The sequence below is a fragment of the Arcobacter suis CECT 7833 genome, assembly GCF_003544815.1.
Lineage (GTDB): Bacteria > Campylobacterota > Campylobacteria > Campylobacterales > Arcobacteraceae > Aliarcobacter > Aliarcobacter suis.
The window spans coordinates 75,683-93,912 of the sequence record NZ_CP032100.1 but is presented as its reverse complement, the minus strand read 5'-3'; the positions used below and the strand labels follow the sequence as shown (position 1 = coordinate 93,912).

18 protein-coding genes are annotated in these 18,230 nt (G+C 27.4%); 10 read left to right on the top strand and 8 right to left on the bottom strand.

Going from position 1 to position 18,230, the window contains the following annotated elements; genetic code table 11:
* From hemJ to ASUIS_RS00465, 5 genes are all read left to right on the top strand, one after another.
* Positions 1 to 519, top strand: coding sequence for a protoporphyrinogen oxidase HemJ (hemJ, locus tag ASUIS_RS00485; RefSeq protein WP_118885200.1), 519 nt, complete (start codon positions 1 to 3; stop codon positions 517 to 519).
* The gene (locus ASUIS_RS00480; protein ID WP_118885199.1) at positions 519 to 1,925 is read left to right on the top strand and encodes a PhoH family protein; all 1,407 of its coding nucleotides are present in this window, start codon (positions 519 to 521) and stop codon (positions 1,923 to 1,925) included. The genes hemJ and ASUIS_RS00480 overlap by 1 nt, the downstream gene beginning before the upstream one ends.
* Before the next feature lie 327 nt (positions 1,926 to 2,252).
* A complete protein-coding gene (locus ASUIS_RS00475) occupies positions 2,253 to 2,639 on the top strand; it encodes a hypothetical protein (RefSeq protein WP_118885198.1) in 387 nt (128 codons plus the stop codon).
* A 4-nt stretch (positions 2,640 to 2,643) separates the two neighbouring features.
* Positions 2,644 to 4,245, top strand: coding sequence for an FAD-dependent oxidoreductase (locus tag ASUIS_RS00470; RefSeq protein ID WP_118885197.1), 1,602 nt, complete (start codon positions 2,644 to 2,646; stop codon positions 4,243 to 4,245).
* Positions 4,242 to 4,976, top strand: coding sequence for a succinate dehydrogenase/fumarate reductase iron-sulfur subunit (locus ASUIS_RS00465; protein WP_118885196.1), 735 nt, complete (start codon positions 4,242 to 4,244; stop codon positions 4,974 to 4,976). The genes ASUIS_RS00470 and ASUIS_RS00465 overlap by 4 nt, the downstream gene beginning before the upstream one ends.
* Positions 4,977 to 4,995: 19 nt before the next feature.
* On the opposite strand, the gene bluB is transcribed toward ASUIS_RS00465, so the two are convergent.
* The 8 genes from bluB to accB form a co-directional block, all read right to left on the bottom strand.
* Positions 4,996 to 5,616: a 5,6-dimethylbenzimidazole synthase gene (gene bluB / locus ASUIS_RS00460; RefSeq protein ID WP_118885195.1), complete on the bottom strand. Its 621-nt coding sequence runs from the start codon at positions 5,614 to 5,616 to the stop codon at positions 4,996 to 4,998.
* Positions 5,616 to 5,918, bottom strand: a complete 303-nt coding sequence (locus tag ASUIS_RS00455) for a hypothetical protein (protein WP_118885194.1) — start codon at positions 5,916 to 5,918, stop codon at positions 5,616 to 5,618. The genes bluB and ASUIS_RS00455 overlap by 1 nt, the downstream gene beginning before the upstream one ends.
* A 51-nt stretch (positions 5,919 to 5,969) precedes the next feature.
* A complete protein-coding gene (asnB, locus tag ASUIS_RS00450) occupies positions 5,970 to 7,760 on the bottom strand; it encodes an asparagine synthase (glutamine-hydrolyzing) (protein ID WP_118885193.1) in 1,791 nt (596 codons plus the stop codon).
* Between the two features lie 6 nt (positions 7,761 to 7,766).
* Positions 7,767 to 8,672 carry an AEC family transporter gene (locus tag ASUIS_RS00445; protein WP_226800030.1) on the bottom strand — a complete coding sequence of 302 codons (906 nt, stop codon included), beginning with the start codon at positions 8,670 to 8,672 and terminating at the stop codon, positions 7,767 to 7,769.
* A gap of 88 nt (positions 8,673 to 8,760) precedes the next feature.
* Positions 8,761 to 10,344, bottom strand: coding sequence for an inorganic phosphate transporter (locus ASUIS_RS00440; protein WP_118885191.1), 1,584 nt, complete (start codon positions 10,342 to 10,344; stop codon positions 8,761 to 8,763).
* A 180-nt stretch (positions 10,345 to 10,524) separates the two neighbouring features.
* A complete protein-coding gene (locus tag ASUIS_RS00435; protein ID WP_118885190.1) occupies positions 10,525 to 12,201 on the bottom strand; it encodes a DEAD/DEAH box helicase in 1,677 nt (558 codons plus the stop codon).
* 240 nt (positions 12,202 to 12,441) lie between these two features.
* A complete protein-coding gene (locus ASUIS_RS00430) occupies positions 12,442 to 13,794 on the bottom strand; it encodes an acetyl-CoA carboxylase biotin carboxylase subunit (protein ID WP_118885189.1) in 1,353 nt (450 codons plus the stop codon).
* A 9-nt stretch (positions 13,795 to 13,803) separates the two neighbouring features.
* Positions 13,804 to 14,265 carry an acetyl-CoA carboxylase biotin carboxyl carrier protein gene (gene accB, locus ASUIS_RS00425; protein ID WP_118885188.1) on the bottom strand — a complete coding sequence of 154 codons (462 nt, stop codon included), beginning with the start codon at positions 14,263 to 14,265 and terminating at the stop codon, positions 13,804 to 13,806.
* 169 nt (positions 14,266 to 14,434) lie between these two features.
* Here accB and ASUIS_RS00420 point away from each other — a divergent pair, with 169 nt between their 5' ends.
* The 5 genes from ASUIS_RS00420 to ASUIS_RS00400 all read left to right on the top strand — a co-directional run bounded on the left by ASUIS_RS00420 (position 14,435) and on the right by ASUIS_RS00400 (position 18,205).
* Positions 14,435 to 14,872 carry a deoxycytidylate deaminase gene (locus ASUIS_RS00420; RefSeq protein ID WP_118885187.1) on the top strand — a complete coding sequence of 146 codons (438 nt, stop codon included), beginning with the start codon at positions 14,435 to 14,437 and terminating at the stop codon, positions 14,870 to 14,872.
* Positions 14,873 to 14,880: 8 nt separating this feature from the next.
* Positions 14,881 to 15,447, top strand: coding sequence for a class I SAM-dependent methyltransferase (locus ASUIS_RS00415; protein WP_118885186.1), 567 nt, complete (start codon positions 14,881 to 14,883; stop codon positions 15,445 to 15,447).
* A 61-nt stretch (positions 15,448 to 15,508) separates the two neighbouring features.
* Positions 15,509 to 16,258: a (Fe-S)-binding protein gene (locus ASUIS_RS00410; RefSeq protein WP_118885185.1), complete on the top strand. Its 750-nt coding sequence runs from the start codon at positions 15,509 to 15,511 to the stop codon at positions 16,256 to 16,258.
* Complete coding sequence (locus ASUIS_RS00405; protein ID WP_118885184.1) at positions 16,255 to 17,625, top strand: lactate utilization protein B; 1,371 nt, start codon at positions 16,255 to 16,257, stop codon at positions 17,623 to 17,625. Before ASUIS_RS00410 ends, ASUIS_RS00405 begins: the two co-directional genes overlap by 4 nt.
* Positions 17,618 to 18,205 carry a LutC/YkgG family protein gene (locus ASUIS_RS00400; protein ID WP_118885183.1) on the top strand — a complete coding sequence of 196 codons (588 nt, stop codon included), beginning with the start codon at positions 17,618 to 17,620 and terminating at the stop codon, positions 18,203 to 18,205. Before ASUIS_RS00405 ends, ASUIS_RS00400 begins: the two co-directional genes overlap by 8 nt.
* The last annotated feature ends 25 nt before the right edge of the window (positions 18,206 to 18,230 follow it).

Sequence of the window (18,230 nt, the reverse complement as noted above, 5' to 3'; positions counted from 1 at the left end):
ATGGAATATTATACTTGGGTTTTGACTTTTCATGTAGTTGCTTTTATGTCTTGGATGGCAATGCTTTTTTATCTTCCTAGACTTTTTGTTTATCATGTTGAAAATATTGATAAAAAAGAGTATGTTGAGATTGTAAAAATTCAAGAGTTTAAAATCTACAAATATATTGGTCATCCTGCAATGTGGGCAACTATATTAAGTGGAATTACAATGTTGGTTTTAAATCCTGTTTTATTAGATTTTAATACTAATCCATGGATGTATGCTAAATTATTTGCTTTAATTTTATTAATAATTTATTCTTTTTCTCTTGATAAATATAGAAAAGAACTTCATAATGAGACTTGCAATAAAAGTGGTAAATTCTTTAGAATGTATAATGAAATGCCAACTATGTTAGCAATACTTATAGTAGGATATGTTATTACAAAATCATTTTCATTATTGTTCACAGCAATAATTGTAGTACTATTTGCATATATATCTTATGCGATAATGAAACCTAAAAAGGTAATTTAATGAACTTTGAAAAATACTATATTTTAGATACAAATATCTTATTAGAAGATGCAACAAATATTTTTAAACTTTCTCAAGATGGTCACAATCTAATCATACTTGCTGAAACTGTTTTGGATGAAATTGATACAAAAAAAAGTGGTTTTGAAGAAATAAATTTTCAAGCTAGAGAATTTGCAAGAATTCTTGAGAATGCAATTATAGTTGAATCAATAAAAAAAGATTTATTCAAAATTATTCGTTTAAAAATTGAAAATGATAAAAATACTTTTATAGATATAATCTCAAAAGAAGAATATGACGTAAATATAAAAAATGTATCTTTAAATATCATAAATGATAGAAAAATACTAGAGATTGCAAAGTTTGCAAATTCTTATTATAAAAATCAAGTTGAGTTTTTATCCCTTGATATAATGGCAAGAACAAGAGCTATATCTCTTGATATAAAAACAGATTCCCTTGTTGGTAAGGATAAAGATGTATTTAACTTTGAATTTACAAAAGATATAACAATAAATTTTGAAGATTTAGAGTTTTTAGATAATCAAGTAATTGATAAATTTGATAAAGAATATAAACCTTACAATTTTTCATATTGCTTTAAAGTTAAATCATCAGATCAAGTATTATTAGCTAATATTCAAAATAAAAGAATAAATCTACTTAACGAAGAAGAGATTAGAGATCAAATTATTACTCCACTGAATAAAGAACAACTTTTCTTTAGTGATGCTATTTTAAATCACTTGTACAACGTTTTAATCATTGAAGCTAAGGCTGGTTCAGGTAAAACACTTTTAGCCCTTAGTGGGGCTTTAAAATTAGTTCGTCAAAAATACTTTCAAAAAATCATTTATATTAGAAATTCTATTGAATCACTCGATAAAGGTGAAGATGTTGGATATTTACCAGGACTTGAAGAGAAGTTTAGAATATATAATCATCCTTTGATGGATAGTTTAGACTATATAATAAGAACTGAACATAAAAGAAAAAGAAATAAAAAAAATCCCGATGCTATTTTTGCAGAACTTGATGATAGTGAAGTGACTGCAAGAATTGAACAAATGATTAGCAATTATGGAATTGAAACAATGTGGGTAGGGGAAATGAGAGGAAGAACATTATCAAATGCATTTATAATAATTGATGAAGCTCAAAATATGTCAAATAAAACAATGCAAATGGTTCTTTCAAGAATAGATAGTTCATGTAAAGTTGTGGTACTTGGTTCTAATAAACAAATAGATAACTTCTATGTAAATAAATATACAAATGCCTTAACAACATTACTAAAGTCAACTAAAAATGAAAATAAACTTGTAAATTCATACGCAATTAAATTACAAAAAGTTTTAAGAGGTCCTATTACAGAGTGGGCTGAAGAAATTTTCTCAAAATAATATCTGTAAAAATATATTTTTGAATATATTTTATTCTTAATTATAAACATACTTACAAGTATGTTTATAATTCATCTTTAAAATAAATCTACTTTTCTTATTAATAATACAAAAAACAAAATTCATACTATATAGATTGATATTATATATTAATTTAAATACAAAATTAAAAGATAAATATATTGTAAAATTAAATACTAAGCCTTATATATAGAGTAATTATTTACTCGCTAAATCTAGATTTAATATTTTTAGTTATTAGTGAAAAACAAAAATATTATTTTAAATTTGTGTTATAATACATATTATAATACATAAAGGATTCTAATGGCTTTATTACAATACACATCAAATGAAATGTTTTCATCGACTGAATTAATAAGAAAAAGTAAAAATATTTTTGATAAATTAAATCGAAATGAAATTGAAAAAGCTATAGTACTAAGAGATGGTAAACCAGGAATTATACTATTAGATTTTAATCATTATGAACAAATAATGAATGAATATCTTTTATTAAAAAATCAAATACCTACAAATAAACAAGAGATTAAAAAAGAGATTAAATCTGAAAAAATTGAACCTATTAAAAATATTGAACCAATAAAAGAAGATGTTGGGCATTCATTTCCAGATGATGAGAATAATGAATTTTCATTTGATTCAGACTTAACAAAAGATAAGCCTGAACCACTTAAAGAATTTTGGGATTAGTAACATGATTGATGTACTAATAATTGGTTCAGGAATCGCTGGATTAACAGCAGCAATAAATGCTTCAAATAATAATTCAAAAGTTCTAGTACTTTCTAAAACTTATCCAACTCATTCTCAAAGTGTTCAAGCACAAGGTGGAATAAATGCTGTATTATATGAAGATGATGATAGTATAGATACTCATATAGAAGATACATATAAAGCTTCTTGTAAACTATCAAATAAAGATAATATAAAGATAATGTGTCAAAATGCTAAAGAAACTATCTATTGGCTTGATTCTATTGGTGTGCCATTTAATCGAACAAATGAGAACAAAATATCACAAAGAAAGTTTGGAGGAACAAAAAAAATCCGAACTTGTTATTCAAGTGATTATACTGGATTAAAGATTTTACATACACTTTATGATAGATGTATAGAAGAAGATATTGAGTTTAAAAACGAACATCTTTTATTAAATTTAATCATTGAAGATGACAAATGTATAGGAGTTACAGCTCTTGATATAAAAGAGGGAGTTGTAAAAGAATTTTTATCTAAAACAACAATTTTAGCAACTGGTGGATATGCGGGAATTTATACTAATCATACAACAAATTCATATTCAAATACTGCAGATGGTATAGCTATCGCTTTTGATGCAGGAGTAGAACTATCTAATATGGAATTTGTTCAATTTCATCCAACAAGCCTTGAAAATTCTAATATATTAATTAGTGAAAGTGCTCGTGGTGAAGGTGGATATTTACTTGATGAAAAAGAAAATAGGTTCATTGATGAGTTAAAACCAAGAGATGAAGTTGCAAGAGCAATATATGAAAAAATAGAAAAAAATCAAAAAGTGTATTTAGATTTAAGACATTTAGGTATTGATAAAATAAAAGAATTAATGCCACAAGAAAGTAACTTAGCCTTTGATTACTCAAATATAAAGATTGAAGAACAATTACTTCCAATAACTCCAGCAAGTCATTATAGTATGGGCGGAATAAAAACTAATGAAGATGCAAAAACAAATATAAAAAATCTTTTTGCCTGCGGAGAGTGTGCAGAAGCTTCAATTCATGGTGCAAATAGATTGGGTGGTAATTCATTACTTGAAATAGTAACTTTTGGAAAAATTGCAGGAATAAATGCTTTAAATGAAGCAAAAAAAATTAATGAAATAAACAAATCAGGAAATACAATCTCAAAAGAGATAAATTTAATAAACGAGATTTATAGCTATCCAAATGAAATAAATTTTTATAATAAAAAAGATGAAATTGGTAAATTACTTTTCAATAATTTGGGATTATTTAGAAACGAAATAAAAGTTCTAGATTTGATTGAAAAAATAAAAAAAATTCAATCAGAAATAAAAATTATGGGAATAAGTGATAAATCAAAATATTATAATAAAAATTTAGTAGAGTTTATTGAATTTAAAAATATTATAAATGTTGCTTTACTTGTTTGTATTTCTGCATTAAATCGGAAAGAGAGTAGGGGAAGTCATTTTAGATTGGATTTTCCTTTTGAACTAAAAGATTATGAAAAAAATAGCATTATAAAAAAATCAAATGATGAAATAGTTTTCAGATTCGAGGAAATAAAATGAAAATATTGATAAAAAGATTTAATAATGAATCATTAGAAAACAATCAAATAAATGAATACGAAGTAAAAAATGCAAACCTTTTACAATCTCTTATTGAAATAAGAAAAGAAATAGATTCAAGTTTAACTTTTAGATGTGGCTGTAAAAGTGGCGTTTGTGGCTCATGCGCAGTCAAAGTTAATGGAACAGAGAAACTTGCATGTAAAACAAATATAAACGATAATGATTTAATAGAACCAATGAATAATACAAATATTATAAAAGATTTCGTTGTAGATGTTTCACATGAAACATTCTTGATAAAGAAATTAAATCTAACAATAAACTCAAATATCCAATCAACTGAAATATCTCAAGAAAATATAAAAAATATAGATTTACAAAGTAATTGTATTCTTTGTAATTCATGTTATAGTTCATGTCCTGTTTATGAAGTAAATAAAGAGTTTCTAGGACCTTTTGCTCTTACAAGAGCATTAAGGTATGTAAATGATAAAAAGTTAGTAAATAAAGCGACTATAGTTGATTCTATTCAAACAAATGGTATTTGGGATTGCACATTATGTAGCGCTTGTACTTTAGTATGTCCACAAGGCATTGATCCAAAAGCTGATATTATGCAACTTCAAAATATTTCTGTTCAAAATGGATATTCAAATCCATATACACAAAATTTAGATTTTAATAGTTTTGGAGATGATTTTGGTGGATTTAATCCAAATGGATTTTAAAATAGAAAGTAAAACCTTTCTATTTTAAGAAACAATCTTTTAATTTTTTCTTTTTATTCCATTTAAGTTTTTTTAATTCTGGCTCATTATAAAACTCTTTTGTATATCCAAAACATAAATAAGCTATAAATTTATACTCATTTTTATCTATGTCAAATATTTTATTTATCTTTTTAGGTTTTAAAATAGAAACCCAACCCATTCCAATATTTAAAGCTCTAGCAGTAAGCCACATATTTAAAATTGCACAAACAACAGAATATTCACCTGTTCGTTTCATATATGTTTGACCTAAAACATTTGATGAGCTTTTTTTATAATAAACAGCTATGTTAATATTTGATTCTTTTATTCCTTCGAGTTTTAAACTATTGTACAAAGGTTTATCGAGAAATTTATCTTTACTTTTTTCGAATGATTTACTAAAGTGATCATAAACTAGATCTCTTTTTTCTTTATCAACTAAAATAAAGTGCCAAGGTTGAGAATATCCAACAGAAGGTGCATGTAGCGCAGAATTAAGAATTATATTTAATTTTTTACTTGATATTTCTTTATTTATAAAATTATTACCTCTAACATCTCGTCGTGAAGCAATAACTTTAGTAAGTAGATTTAAATCTTTTTTTTTAAATTTCATTAAATTGAGAAGTCGTGTAAATCTTTGAATAAAAATGCTTCTACAATTTCATCAATACTTTTTTGAGTTGGAGCAATTAAAGCAATAATTCCTTCATCCATAAAAGGCCAAACATATTCTAAAGCATTTATAACAACAACAGCATCAATCCAACAAGAAATATCTTCACGTCTGTCAAAGAATTCAATTTTTTCAACTCTTCCTTCGTCTAATGTAACAAATGCCCAAGCCTTATTTTCTTCAATTGATGAAATAACACATTCATCTCTTTTTTTAGAATCTACTGGTATTAATATAGTCATATCTTCTCTTTTTAATAATCTTGAATTTATTTGATTTTACAATCTTTTTTCTTAAGAAAGAAACTCTTTTTTGTACCATAAAGAGAATACAAAAAGTGAATAAAGATGTTGTTTAAATTTATTTGATTTTGATAGTTCATAAATATGTAATATATATTCATGATTAAAGAGATTTGTTTGATTATTTACTTCAACTATCACATCAAGGATTTTATCTTTATACTCTTTATTTAACCACTCATTAAAAGGTGAATTAAAACCTTTTTTTGTTCTATTAATAATAACATCTGGAATATATTTAGAAGCTATTTTTTTTAGTAAATATTTATTAGTATCGCCCACTTTTATAGATGATTCTACACTAAACATATAATTCACTAAATTAAAGTCCAAAAATGGCGTTCTAATCTCCAAAGAGTTACCCATAGAGATTCTATCAACTTTACTCAATAGTGCCTCTCCTAGCCAAATTTTTAAGTCAATATAACTCATCCAATCAACGGGATCTTGTTTAGCAGTTTCACTTTTAAAAGTTGGTACTTTTTTGAATAATCTTTTTCTTTGAATGTCCGTATAAATTTCTCCAAAAGAGTTATAAAGATTTTGTTTTTTTACAATTCTTCTTAAATATTCACTCTCTTTAGTATTATTTTGTAAAGCTCCAATTATGTCATTTAAAAAAAGGTTTTGTTCATTTGAAAGACTTTTTTCAAACTCATAATATTTTAAAAACTTTGTATAGTTATCATAACCTAAAAATATTTCATCACTTCCTTCACCTGATAATACAGTTTTGATTCCCGCTTTATGTATCTGTTTTGTTAAGATATTTAAAGGAATAGCTGCACTATCTCCATGAGGTTCTTCAAGCATATCATGTGTTTGTTCAAAATAATTGATATACTCTTTTTGATTTATAACTACTGGATTATGATTTGAGTTTATATGAGTTGCTGTAATTTGTGCAAAATCAAGTTCACAATAGTTTTTATATTCATCATAGCCAACACTAAAGGTATTTATCTTTTTTCCTGATATTTTTGTATAAAGTGCTGATATTAATGAACTGTCAATTCCACCACTTAAAAGAGAAGCAACTTCCACATCACTGTTGAGCCTATACTCAACACTTTTGAATAAAAGCTCTTCAATATCATTTAAAGCCTGTTTTTCATCCTTTATAGCTTTATATGTATTTATCTTATAATATTTCTTCTTTTGAAGCTCAAGAGCCTTATTTCGCTCATAAATCATATATGATGCGGCTTCAAGTTTATAAATGTCCTGATAAAATGTATCTTCACCAAAAGAGACAAAATATTGCATATATTTTGAAAGGGCCACTTTATTTAGATTTGGTTTATAATCAAGTAGATTTAAAATTGATTTAATACTTGATGAAAAAATAAATTTATTATCTTTAAAATAGTAAAAAAATGGTTTTTTGCCATATCTATCTCTTGCAGAAAAATAAAGATTCTTTTTCATATCAAAAATACAAAAGGCAAACATTCCATTTAGTTTATTTAAAAAATCAAATCCATATTTTTGATAAAGACGAATTAATACTTCACTATCACTTTTTGTTTTACATTCTAACTCTTCTGAAAGAATCAATTCATTGTAATTGTAAATTTCTCCATTAAATACAAGTAAAATATCATCAAAAATCATAGGTTGATTTGCTTCTTCATCTAAATCAATAATTGCAAGTCTTGTATGACCAAATTGTTTATTATCAATATTGATAAATTTTTGAAAGTCTGGACCACGATTATTTAAAAGTTCCAAAGATTTATCAAATTTATTAGAAATAAAATTTGTTCCTAAAATACCACACATGAAAATCTACTTAACGAAATATTTAATAATTTCTATATAAAAATAGAGTAAAAAAACAAATAAAGTAGTTGATACTAAAATAGTTGCAGCAACATTGTATGGTTTACAGTTATATAAAGCAGCTAAATTTACATTATTTACAGCAAGAGGAACTGCTAATTCCATAATTAAAATAGAAGCTACAAATGAATTTAAATTAGTGAAATAAACTATGATAATTATTCCAACAACAGGCAATAATATATGTTTTACAAAACTAATATGTAATGATAAATGCCATGGCATAGATTTTATTTTTACATTATATAAATATATTCCAAAAATAACTAACTGAATTATTATTGAAGTATAAGCGCCCATTTCTAGTGCAATAGAAATACTTTTATCAATAGTAATTCCATTATAATTTATAATTAATGCAAGAATTGCAAACCAAATCCCAGGAATTTTAAATATTGCTAAGATTGCTTCTTTTAAAAAGAATTTTTCTCTAGCAAAGAAATAAACAGAAAAAACGTAAATAAATAAAGTATTAGCAATATTAATTATACTTGTGTAGGGAACTGATTCAACCCCAAACAATGCAATTCCAAGAGGAATTCCTAAATTACCAGTATTACCAACAAGTGCCGTTGCTAAATATATAGATTGATCTGTTCTTTCTTTAAAAATTTGTTTATTAAATAAAAGTAATAAAAGAAGTGAAATTAAAACAGCAACTAAATAAATAAAAGGCGAAATAACAAATTCAAAATTGATAGGAGTTTTAGTTAAACCCCAAAAAATTAATATTGGTTGGAAAAAATATAAAGATAAAAGAACTAAACTTTTTTCATCGATTTGATTTGTAAAGATTTTTTTGGCCATAAAACCAAGTAAAATAAAAAAATATATAGGTAAAACAGATAGTATTGCTTCGATAATAAATCCCTCTTAAAAATTTGAGAGATTTTATCATTAAAGTGATAAATATTTAGAAGATTTCATAAGTAAATACTACTTATGAAACCATAATACCTTTTATCATAAAGAATATTGCAGCAGCAAGAATTGCAGCAGCAGGAACAGTAATAATCCAAGCAGCAATAATTTTTTTAACAGCATCTCTTTTAACATATTTAGTACTTTTTGCGTCTTTAATATCTTTTTTCTCAAGCTTCACTAAATCATCTTTTTCATCAATTTTTTTATATAATTCAACTATTCTTATATAATTAGATTTTGATTTATCTTTAATAAGTTCGATTTTATCTAATTCTTCTTGCATATTATCAAGTTCTTTTTTATGTTTTTTGAATTTTTTTCTTGTCTCTTGTAAAAATCTTTTTTCATTCATATCAAGATATTCTCTTAAAAAACCAACTCCAAAAACACCACCAATTGCAATATGAGTAGAAGATACGGGAAGACCTAACTGACTTGCAACAATAACAGTAAATGCAGCAGCCATAGCAATAGAATAAGCTCTGATTTGATCAAGTTCAGTAATCTCAGAACCTACAGTTTTAATAAGTCTAGGCCCATATAAAGCTAGCCCAACAACTATACCAAAAGCACCAACTGCCATAACCCAAAAGGGAATATTAACATTACTTGCAACATCAGAATTCATAATTGCATCATTAATTGCAGCTAATGGTCCTATTGCATTTGCAACATCATTAGCTCCATGTGCGAAAGATAATAAAGCTGCTGCAAATATAAGTGGAATATTAAATAAAGAATTAATTGATGTTCTATTATTAATTAATTTTAAAGAAGCTTTCTTAACAAGAGGCTTTACAATAAAATAAACACAAATAGCAATAATTAATCCAATAATTGTTGCAACAAAAAAATTCACACTAACTATGGCTTTTAATCCTTTTAAAATAATATATGTACTAAAAGACCAAGCCATAAATGCAATTAATATAGGAACAAATTTATTTGATGATTCAATTAAATTGTCTTTATAAATTATTTGTTTTTTGATAAAAAATAAAAAACCAGCGGCAACTATTCCACCTAACAAGGGCGAAATAATCCAAGAAGCAACAATTGTTCCAACCATATTCCAATCAACAATTGAAAAACCTGCAGCTGCAATTCCTGCACCCATTACTCCACCAACAATTGAATGTGTAGTTGAAACAGGAGCTCCAATAGAAGTTGCAAAATTTAGCCATAAAGCCCCAGATAAAAGCGCTGCTGTCATAGCCCAAATAAATATTTCAGGATTTGCTATTAATGCAGGGTCGATTATTCCATCTTTTATAGTTTTTACAACTTCTCCACCTGCGATAAAAGAACCTAAAGCTTCAAATATTGCAGCAAGAATAATTGCCCATGTCATTGTAATTGCTTTAGAACCAACAGCAGGTCCTACATTATTTGCAACATCGTTTGCACCTATATTCATTGCCATATAAGCACCAAATATGGCACCAATAATCAGAAATGTATTATTAGGTACATTTCCATGGGATGTATAGGACCACAAAAATACGACTACTATAAATAGCATTGCTAATGAAAGTTTTGCAAAACTAGGAAGGGTTTTTTCTCTTGCTTTTTCAAAGCTGTTTATTGTTCTTATATCCAAAGGTAAACCTTTTATAACTTATTTATATTGTCATTATAGTAGTATATTGTTTACCTTAGCTTTAAATAAGCTTAAAATTATTATAGAATTATTATTTAGATTATATTATTGCTAAAGAATTGTGATTTTTTGATTTTTGTTAGAATTTATATGAGAATATTAAAATTTCAAAAAAGAGAATTAATCTCTTTTTCTACTTCTATCACCAGATGGTCTTGGACTTCTGTCACCACTTGGTTTTGGTCTATCCCCTGATGGTCTTGGTGCTCTATCACCTGCTGGTCTATCACCTCTTGGAGCTCTATCTCTATCTCCACTTGGTTTTGGTCTATCTCCTGCTGGTCTTGGTGCTCTGTCACCTGCTGGTCTATCACCTCTTGGAGCTCTATCTCTATCTCCACCTCTTGAGTTTCTATCTCCAGATGGTCTAGAATTTCTATCTCTATCTCCACCTCGTGAACCACCTCTTGAACCAAATCTACTTCCACCTCTTGAATTTCTTCCAGAAGATGAACCTTCGCTATCATATCTACTTGAATTTTCAATAAGTCTTTTAATATCAGACTCAGTTTTTCCAATATTATTATTACCTTGAACAAATGTAGATGCTGAAATCATAGATGCTAATTTAAATGCAATAGTAGAAATATCGAATTCTTCTTTTAGTTCTTCAACTAAAGCTAAAGCATAATCTTTAATTTCTTGTTCACTAATTTGATTTTTTAATTCAGCTATTTTTTTCACTTTTACAGAATCAATATCAGGAACTATTTTAGCTTCTAATTTTGTACCAATATTTTTTTCAATTTTTTGTAACATTCTAAACTCATGTGGAGTTACAATAGATACAGCAATTCCTTCTTTTCCAGCTCTTCCTGTTCTACCAATTCTATGTACATAAGACTCAGAATCAAATGGTAAATGATAATTAAATACATGAGAAACATCATTAACATCTAATCCTCTAGCTGCAACATCCGTTGCAATTAGAATTTCTAATTTAGAAGTTTTGAACGCTCTAATTGCTTCTTCTCTTTGTCTTTGCTCCATATCACCATGAAGACCTTTTGCCATAAATCCTTGAGAAACCATAAATGTTGATAATCTATCAACTTCTTTTTTTGTGCGACAAAAAATAATAGATTTAGTTGGATTTTTGTAATCGTATAATCTAATTAATGCATCATCTCTTTCTCTTTCATCAACAACGTAAAAAGTTTGAGTAATTTTTGAATTTGTAACATCACTTTTTGTTAAAGTAATAAACTCTGGGTTATTTAAAATAGTTTTAGCAAGATTTTTAATCGCTAATGGCATTGTTGCAGAAAATAATAGAGTTTGTCTCTCTTTTGGTAAGAAAGTAAAAATTTCTTTAATATCATCTAAAAATCCCATATCAAGCATTTCATCTGCTTCATCAAGAATTACGTAATTAGGTTTAATATCAATTTTATTACCTCTTAAAAGATCTAAAAATCTTCCTGGAGTTGCTACAATAATTCCTGCATTTTCTATTAATTTGATTTGTCTAGCATAAGCTTGTCCACCATACACAGTTGCAGTGTTAACACCTAAGAATTTACCAAATCTATATAATTCATCTGAAACTTGCATTGCAAGTTCTCTTGTAGGAACAATAACAACTGCTTCAACACCAGAATTACCTTTCATATTATTTAAAATAGGAAGTCCAAATGCTGCTGTTTTACCTGTTCCTGTATGTGCTTGTCCAACAATATCTCTACCTGCTAATACAAACGGGATCGCTTGTTCTTGTATTGGACTTGGTTCTTTAAAACCTGCTTCATCTATTGCTTTTTGCAATAAATCTTTTAAATTGAATTCGTTAAAAGTCATTTTTTTACCTTAGTATATTATTTTATAAAAAATACACACGGTTATATAGTTTAGATTAAATCTTGCCCATAAATGTACAATTAAAACGCAATTTGAGTCTTGCAAGTAAGTCAGTTTAATGAAAATGAATCTTTGATTAATATATCAAAGTAAAATGGGTATATAAATGTGTATAATTTTCCGGAGTATATCTAGTTTTAGATAAATTTAAGCTTTAAGAAAAAGAGCTAAGCTCTTTTCTTATAAATCGTCTAGTTTTTTGTAGTTTTCTAGGTATTTAGTATCATAGTTATTTGAAATAAAATCTTCATTTTCCATCATTTTTTGATGAAATGGAATTGTAGTTTTTATTCCTTCAACTTCAAATTCAGCTAAAGCTCTTTTCATAATGTTAATAGCTTTATTTCTATCTCTTCCCCAAACAATTAGTTTTCCAATCATTGAGTCATAGTATGGAGGAACAACATAGTTTGTATAAACATGAGAATCAACTCTTACATTTCTTCCACCAGGAACCATCCATTGTGTAACTTTTCCAGGACTTGGTAAAAATGAATTTGGATCTTCTGCTGTAATTCTACACTCTATTGCATGACCTTTGAATTTTATAGATTCTTGAGGAGGTACTTTTTCACCCTCAGCTACTTTTATCATTAATTCAACAATATCAATACCAGAAACCATTTCAGAAACAGGATGTTCAACTTGAAGTCTTGTATTCATTTCCATAAAATAAATATTTTGTTTATCATCAGCTAAAAATTCAAATGTCCCAGCACCTTCATATTTTAAATATTTAGTTGCTTTTACAGCAACATCATGAAGTTTTGCTCTTGTTTCATCATTTAATAAAATTGCAGGTGATTCTTCAATAACTTTTTGATGTCTTCTTTGTAAAGAACAATCTCTTTCACCTATGTGAATAGCATTACCATGAGAATCTCCAACAACTTGAACTTCAATATGTCTTGGATTATTAATAAATCTTTCAAGATACATAGTTCCATCACCAAATGCAGCCAATGCTTCACTTGAAGCTGCCATAAATAGTTGATCAAATTCTGATTCATCATGAATAAGTCTCATTCCTCTTCCACCACCACCAGCTGCTGCTTTTGCCATAATTGGATAACCAATTTCAAGAGCTAATTTTTTACCTTCAGTAACAGAATGAACAGAACCTTTACTCCCTGGAACTACAGGAACACCAGCTCTTATCATTTCTTCTTTAGCTTTTGATTTATCAGCCATTTTTTCCATTACTTCAACAGATGGACCGATAAATTTGATATTGTGTAATCTACAAATTTCAACAAAATCTTGATTTTCAGATAAAAAACCATAACCTGGAAAAATTGCATCACAACCTGTCATTTCAGCAGCTGTAATAATTGCTGGAATATTCAAATATGAGTCTTTTGATTTTGCTCCACCAATACAAACAGCTTCATCAGCATGTTTTAAATATGAAGCATTTTTATCACCTGCGCTATAAACTGCAACAGATTTTTTACCCATTTCTCTAATCGTTCTAACAGCTCTTTGAACGATTTCTCCTCTATTAGCTATTAAAATTTTTTTAATTTCTGCCATATCTAACTCTTATAATTTTTCAACAACAAAAATTGGCATATCATATTCAACAGGAGAACCATCTTTAACTAAAATTTCTAAAATTTTACAATCAAATTCAGCTTCAACCTCGTTCATAATTTTCATTGCTTCTAAAATACAAAGAGTTTGTCCTTTTTTAACTGTAGAACCAACTTCAACAAAAGAAGGAGATTCAGGAGAAGGAGAAGAATAATATGTTCCTACCATTGGAGAATTAATAACTTCACCTGATTTTGGAGCACTTACAGCTTCTGCAACAACTGATGTTGTAACTACAGGTGCAGATGCAAATGTTGATTGAGCAACTGGAGCTGATGTTGTAACAGTTGTAACTCCACTTTCAAAACCTCTTTGCATAGAAATTTCGAATTCACCTTCTTTAACCTTTAATTTGTTAAGTTCACTCTTATCAAATACTCTTATTAATTCTTTGATATCTTTAAAATCCATACTCAGCCTTTTTAATTTAATAAAATTTTTTCTCATAATAGCACATTTTTTCTGATAAATATATTTTTGTTTATTTAAATAAGCTTTATTTAAGTTTCAAATAGAATTCATCTCTTATTTATTTAAAATATCTTTTAGATATAATCAAAAAAATTTAACTAGGACTAAAATGTTAAACGATAGAAGTTTTATTAATATTGCAAAAGAGATTTCAAAAGCATCTAAATGTGTATCAAAACAAGTAGGAGCTGTAATTGTAAAAGATGGAAGAATATTATCAACAGGATACAATGGAACTCCTGCTGGTTATAAAAATTGTAGTGAACATTGGAATGGTGAATATACTAAAGAGCACCATGAATGGTCAAAAACATATGAAATTCATGCAGAAATGAATGCAATTATTTGGGCAGCTAGAAAAGGAATATCAATTGAAGGCGGGACAATTTACGTAACTCTTGAACCTTGTAGTGAATGTTCAAAAAATCTAATTGCAAGTGGCATAAAAAGAATTGTTTATGAAAAAGCTTATGAACACACTAATTCAGAAGTTATTTCAAAATTTATAAAAGATAATAATGTTCTAATAGAACAAATTTCAGAATAATTCTACATATGGTGAAAAAAAATAACGAATTTTATACTCCTACTATAAAAAAATATGGAATAAGTGCAAAAGGAGTTCATTGGAACTCTAAATATAGTCAATATAAAAGATTTGAAATTTTGACAAACTTTATAGGAAATGAAATCAGAAAATCTAATATCATAGATGCAGGTTGTGGTTTTGCAGAATATTATAACTATCTTTTTGATAATGATTTGAAGCCAAAATCATATATTGGAATTGATTGTGAAGAAAAAATGATAACTCTTGCATCAAAAAGATTTCTTAATACAAGTTTTTATATTAAAAATATCATAGAGGATGAACTTCTTTTTGCTGATTATTATATTTGTAGTGGCGCTATGAATATTTTAAAAAAAGATGAAATTTTCATTTTTATAAAAAAATGTTTTGAAGCTTCAAAAATAGGATTTGTGTTTAACTTTTTAAAGAATGATTCCCTTACAAATGTAAATTTTCTTGATATTCTTAATTATTCAAAAAGCCTATCTAAAAAAATAGAAATAAAAGAAAATTACTTAGAAAATGATATTAGTATATTTATAAAAAAATAGAATTATCATATATATCTCATATACTAAATATAAAATTAGCTATTAAAAATGAGGAGTGTAGATGAAAATAGGACTTTTTATTCCCTGTTTTATGAATGAGTTATATCCAAATATTTGTAAAGCAACATATAAATTATTAAAGAATCAAGGTTTACAAATAGAATATCCTCTTAGCCAAACTTGCTGTGGACAACCTATGGCAAACTCTGGATGCTCGAAAGATGTAAAAAAATTAGCTATTGAATTTGTAAAAACATTTAAAGATTTTGATTATATTGTTGCACCTAGTGGTTCATGTGTATCTATGGTAAAAGAGCATTATGCACCATTTTTTGACAATGATAAAGATTACAATAAAGTGAAGGCTTCAATTTATGAAGTTTGCGAATTTTTACATGATATTATAAAAATTGAAAACATAGATTTTGATATTTCATTTCCCTATAAAGTTGGAGTTCATAATTCATGTCATGGACACAGAGTTTTAAAACTAGCAACTGCAAGTGAACTTAATATTCCTTATGATTCAAAGTTAAAAAATCTTCTAAATAAAATATCTGATATTGAATTAGTTACATTAAAAAGAGAAGATGAATGCTGTGGTTTTGGAGGAACATTTAGTGTTCAAGAAGAAGCTATTTCAGTTGCGATGGGAAAAGATAGAATTAAAGACCATATAAATTCATCGGCTGAAATAATCACAGGTGCAGATATGTCATGTTTAATGCATATGGATGGAATTATAAATAGAGATAAAAATCCAATCAAAGTAATGCATATTGTTGAAATTCTTGCAGGAGTTAAACCATGAGTAGTCACAGCGTAAATGCAGCAAAATTTGTTGCTAATGATGAGAGAATGCATTGGCATGACCAAGCACTTTGGTTTGTAAGAGAAAAAAGAGATAGAGCTAGTAAATCAATTCCTGAATGGGAACAATTAAGAGAGTTTGCAAATCAAATAAAAACTCATACAATGGCAAATCTTGATACTTATCTTTTAGAATTTGAAAAAAATGCTACAAAAAAAGGAATAAAAGTTCATTTTGCATTTGATGCACTTGAACATAACCAAATTGTTGCACAGATTTTAAAAGAAAAAGGTGTTACAAAACTTGTAAAATCAAAATCAATGTTAACAGAAGAGTGTCACTTAAATCCATATTTAGAAAATCTTGGAATTGAAGTTATTGATACAGATTTAGGTGAAAGAATCGTTCAATTACGAAATGAACCACCTTCACATATAGTTCTTCCTGCAATTCACTTAAAAAAATCAGATGTTTCAGATACTTTTCATGAACATTTAGGAACAGAAGAAGGAAATTATGACCCAACTTATTTAACACGAGCAGCACGAGCAGCTCTTAGAGAAGATTTTTTAACTGCACAAGCAGGACTAACAGGAGTTAATTTCGCAATTGCTCAAACAGGTGGTGTTGTAGTTTGTACAAATGAAGGAAATGCAGATATGGGAGCAAGTGTTCCAAAACTTCATATTGCTTCGATGGGAATTGAAAAAATTATTCCAAGACTTGAAGATTTATCAGTATTTACAAGACTACTTGCAAGAAGTGCGACTGGACAACCAGTTACATCTTATACTTCACATTTCCATGCTCCAGTTGAGGGTGGCGAAATGCATATTATTATTGTGGATAATAATAGAAGTCAGTTTTTAGCATCAGATAAAAATAAAAAAGCTCTAAACTGTATTAGATGTGGGGCTTGCATGAATACCTGTCCCGTTTATAGAAGAAGTGGTGGGCACTCTTATGAATATGTAATCCCAGGACCAATTGGTTCAATCTTAGGAGCAAAAAAAGAGCCTGAAAAACATAACTCTTTACCATTTGCTTGTACGTTATGTGGTTCATGTTCAAATGTTTGTCCAGTTAAAATTGATTTAGATTCACAACTTTATAGTCTAAGACAAGATTTATCAGAAGCAAATCTAATTGATCCAAAGAAAAAAATGGCAATGAAAGTAACTTCATGGCTAATGAGTAAACCAACTCTGTTTGAATTTGCAGGAAAAATGGCTAGATTTATAGTGCCAAAACTTCCAAATTCTATTTTATATAACAAAGCAAATGTTTGGGGAAAACAAAGGGATTTACCTGTTATGCCTTCAAAAAGTTTCAAAGAAATGTTTAGAGATGGAGAATTAGATGACTAGCAAAGAAAAAATATTAAAAAATATTAAAGATAATAATCTTGTAAAAAATGTAAAACTTCCAAGTTATGAAAATTTTGGTATCAAATTTGAAAATAAATTTGAGACTTTCTCAACTATGCTTGAAAGCGTTGGAGGAAAGGCTTTAATAATCGAAAAAGATAAATTAGATGAAACAATAAAATCTCTTTATCCCGATGAAAAACAAATTGCAAGTGATGTTGATTTTTGCTCAGTTTGTAATTTTAATGCAAATGATTTTGATGATGCCCATGATTTAAAAAATATTGATTTAGCAGTAGTAAAAGGAAATTTTGCAGTTGCTGAAAATGGTGCTATTTGGATGAAAAATGAAAATAATAGACATAGAGCTTTATATTTTATTGCCCAAAATATTATAATTGTAATTGAAGAAAATGAACTTTTAAATAATATGCATGAAGCTTATGAAAAAATTGATTTTGAAAATGCTGGATATGGAGTATTTATTTCAGGTCCTTCAAAAACTGCTGATATAGAACAATCTTTGGTTATTGGCGCTCATGGACCAAAATCAGGATATGTGATTTTCGTGAAATCTTGATATAATTGCTAAATAGAGGATTATA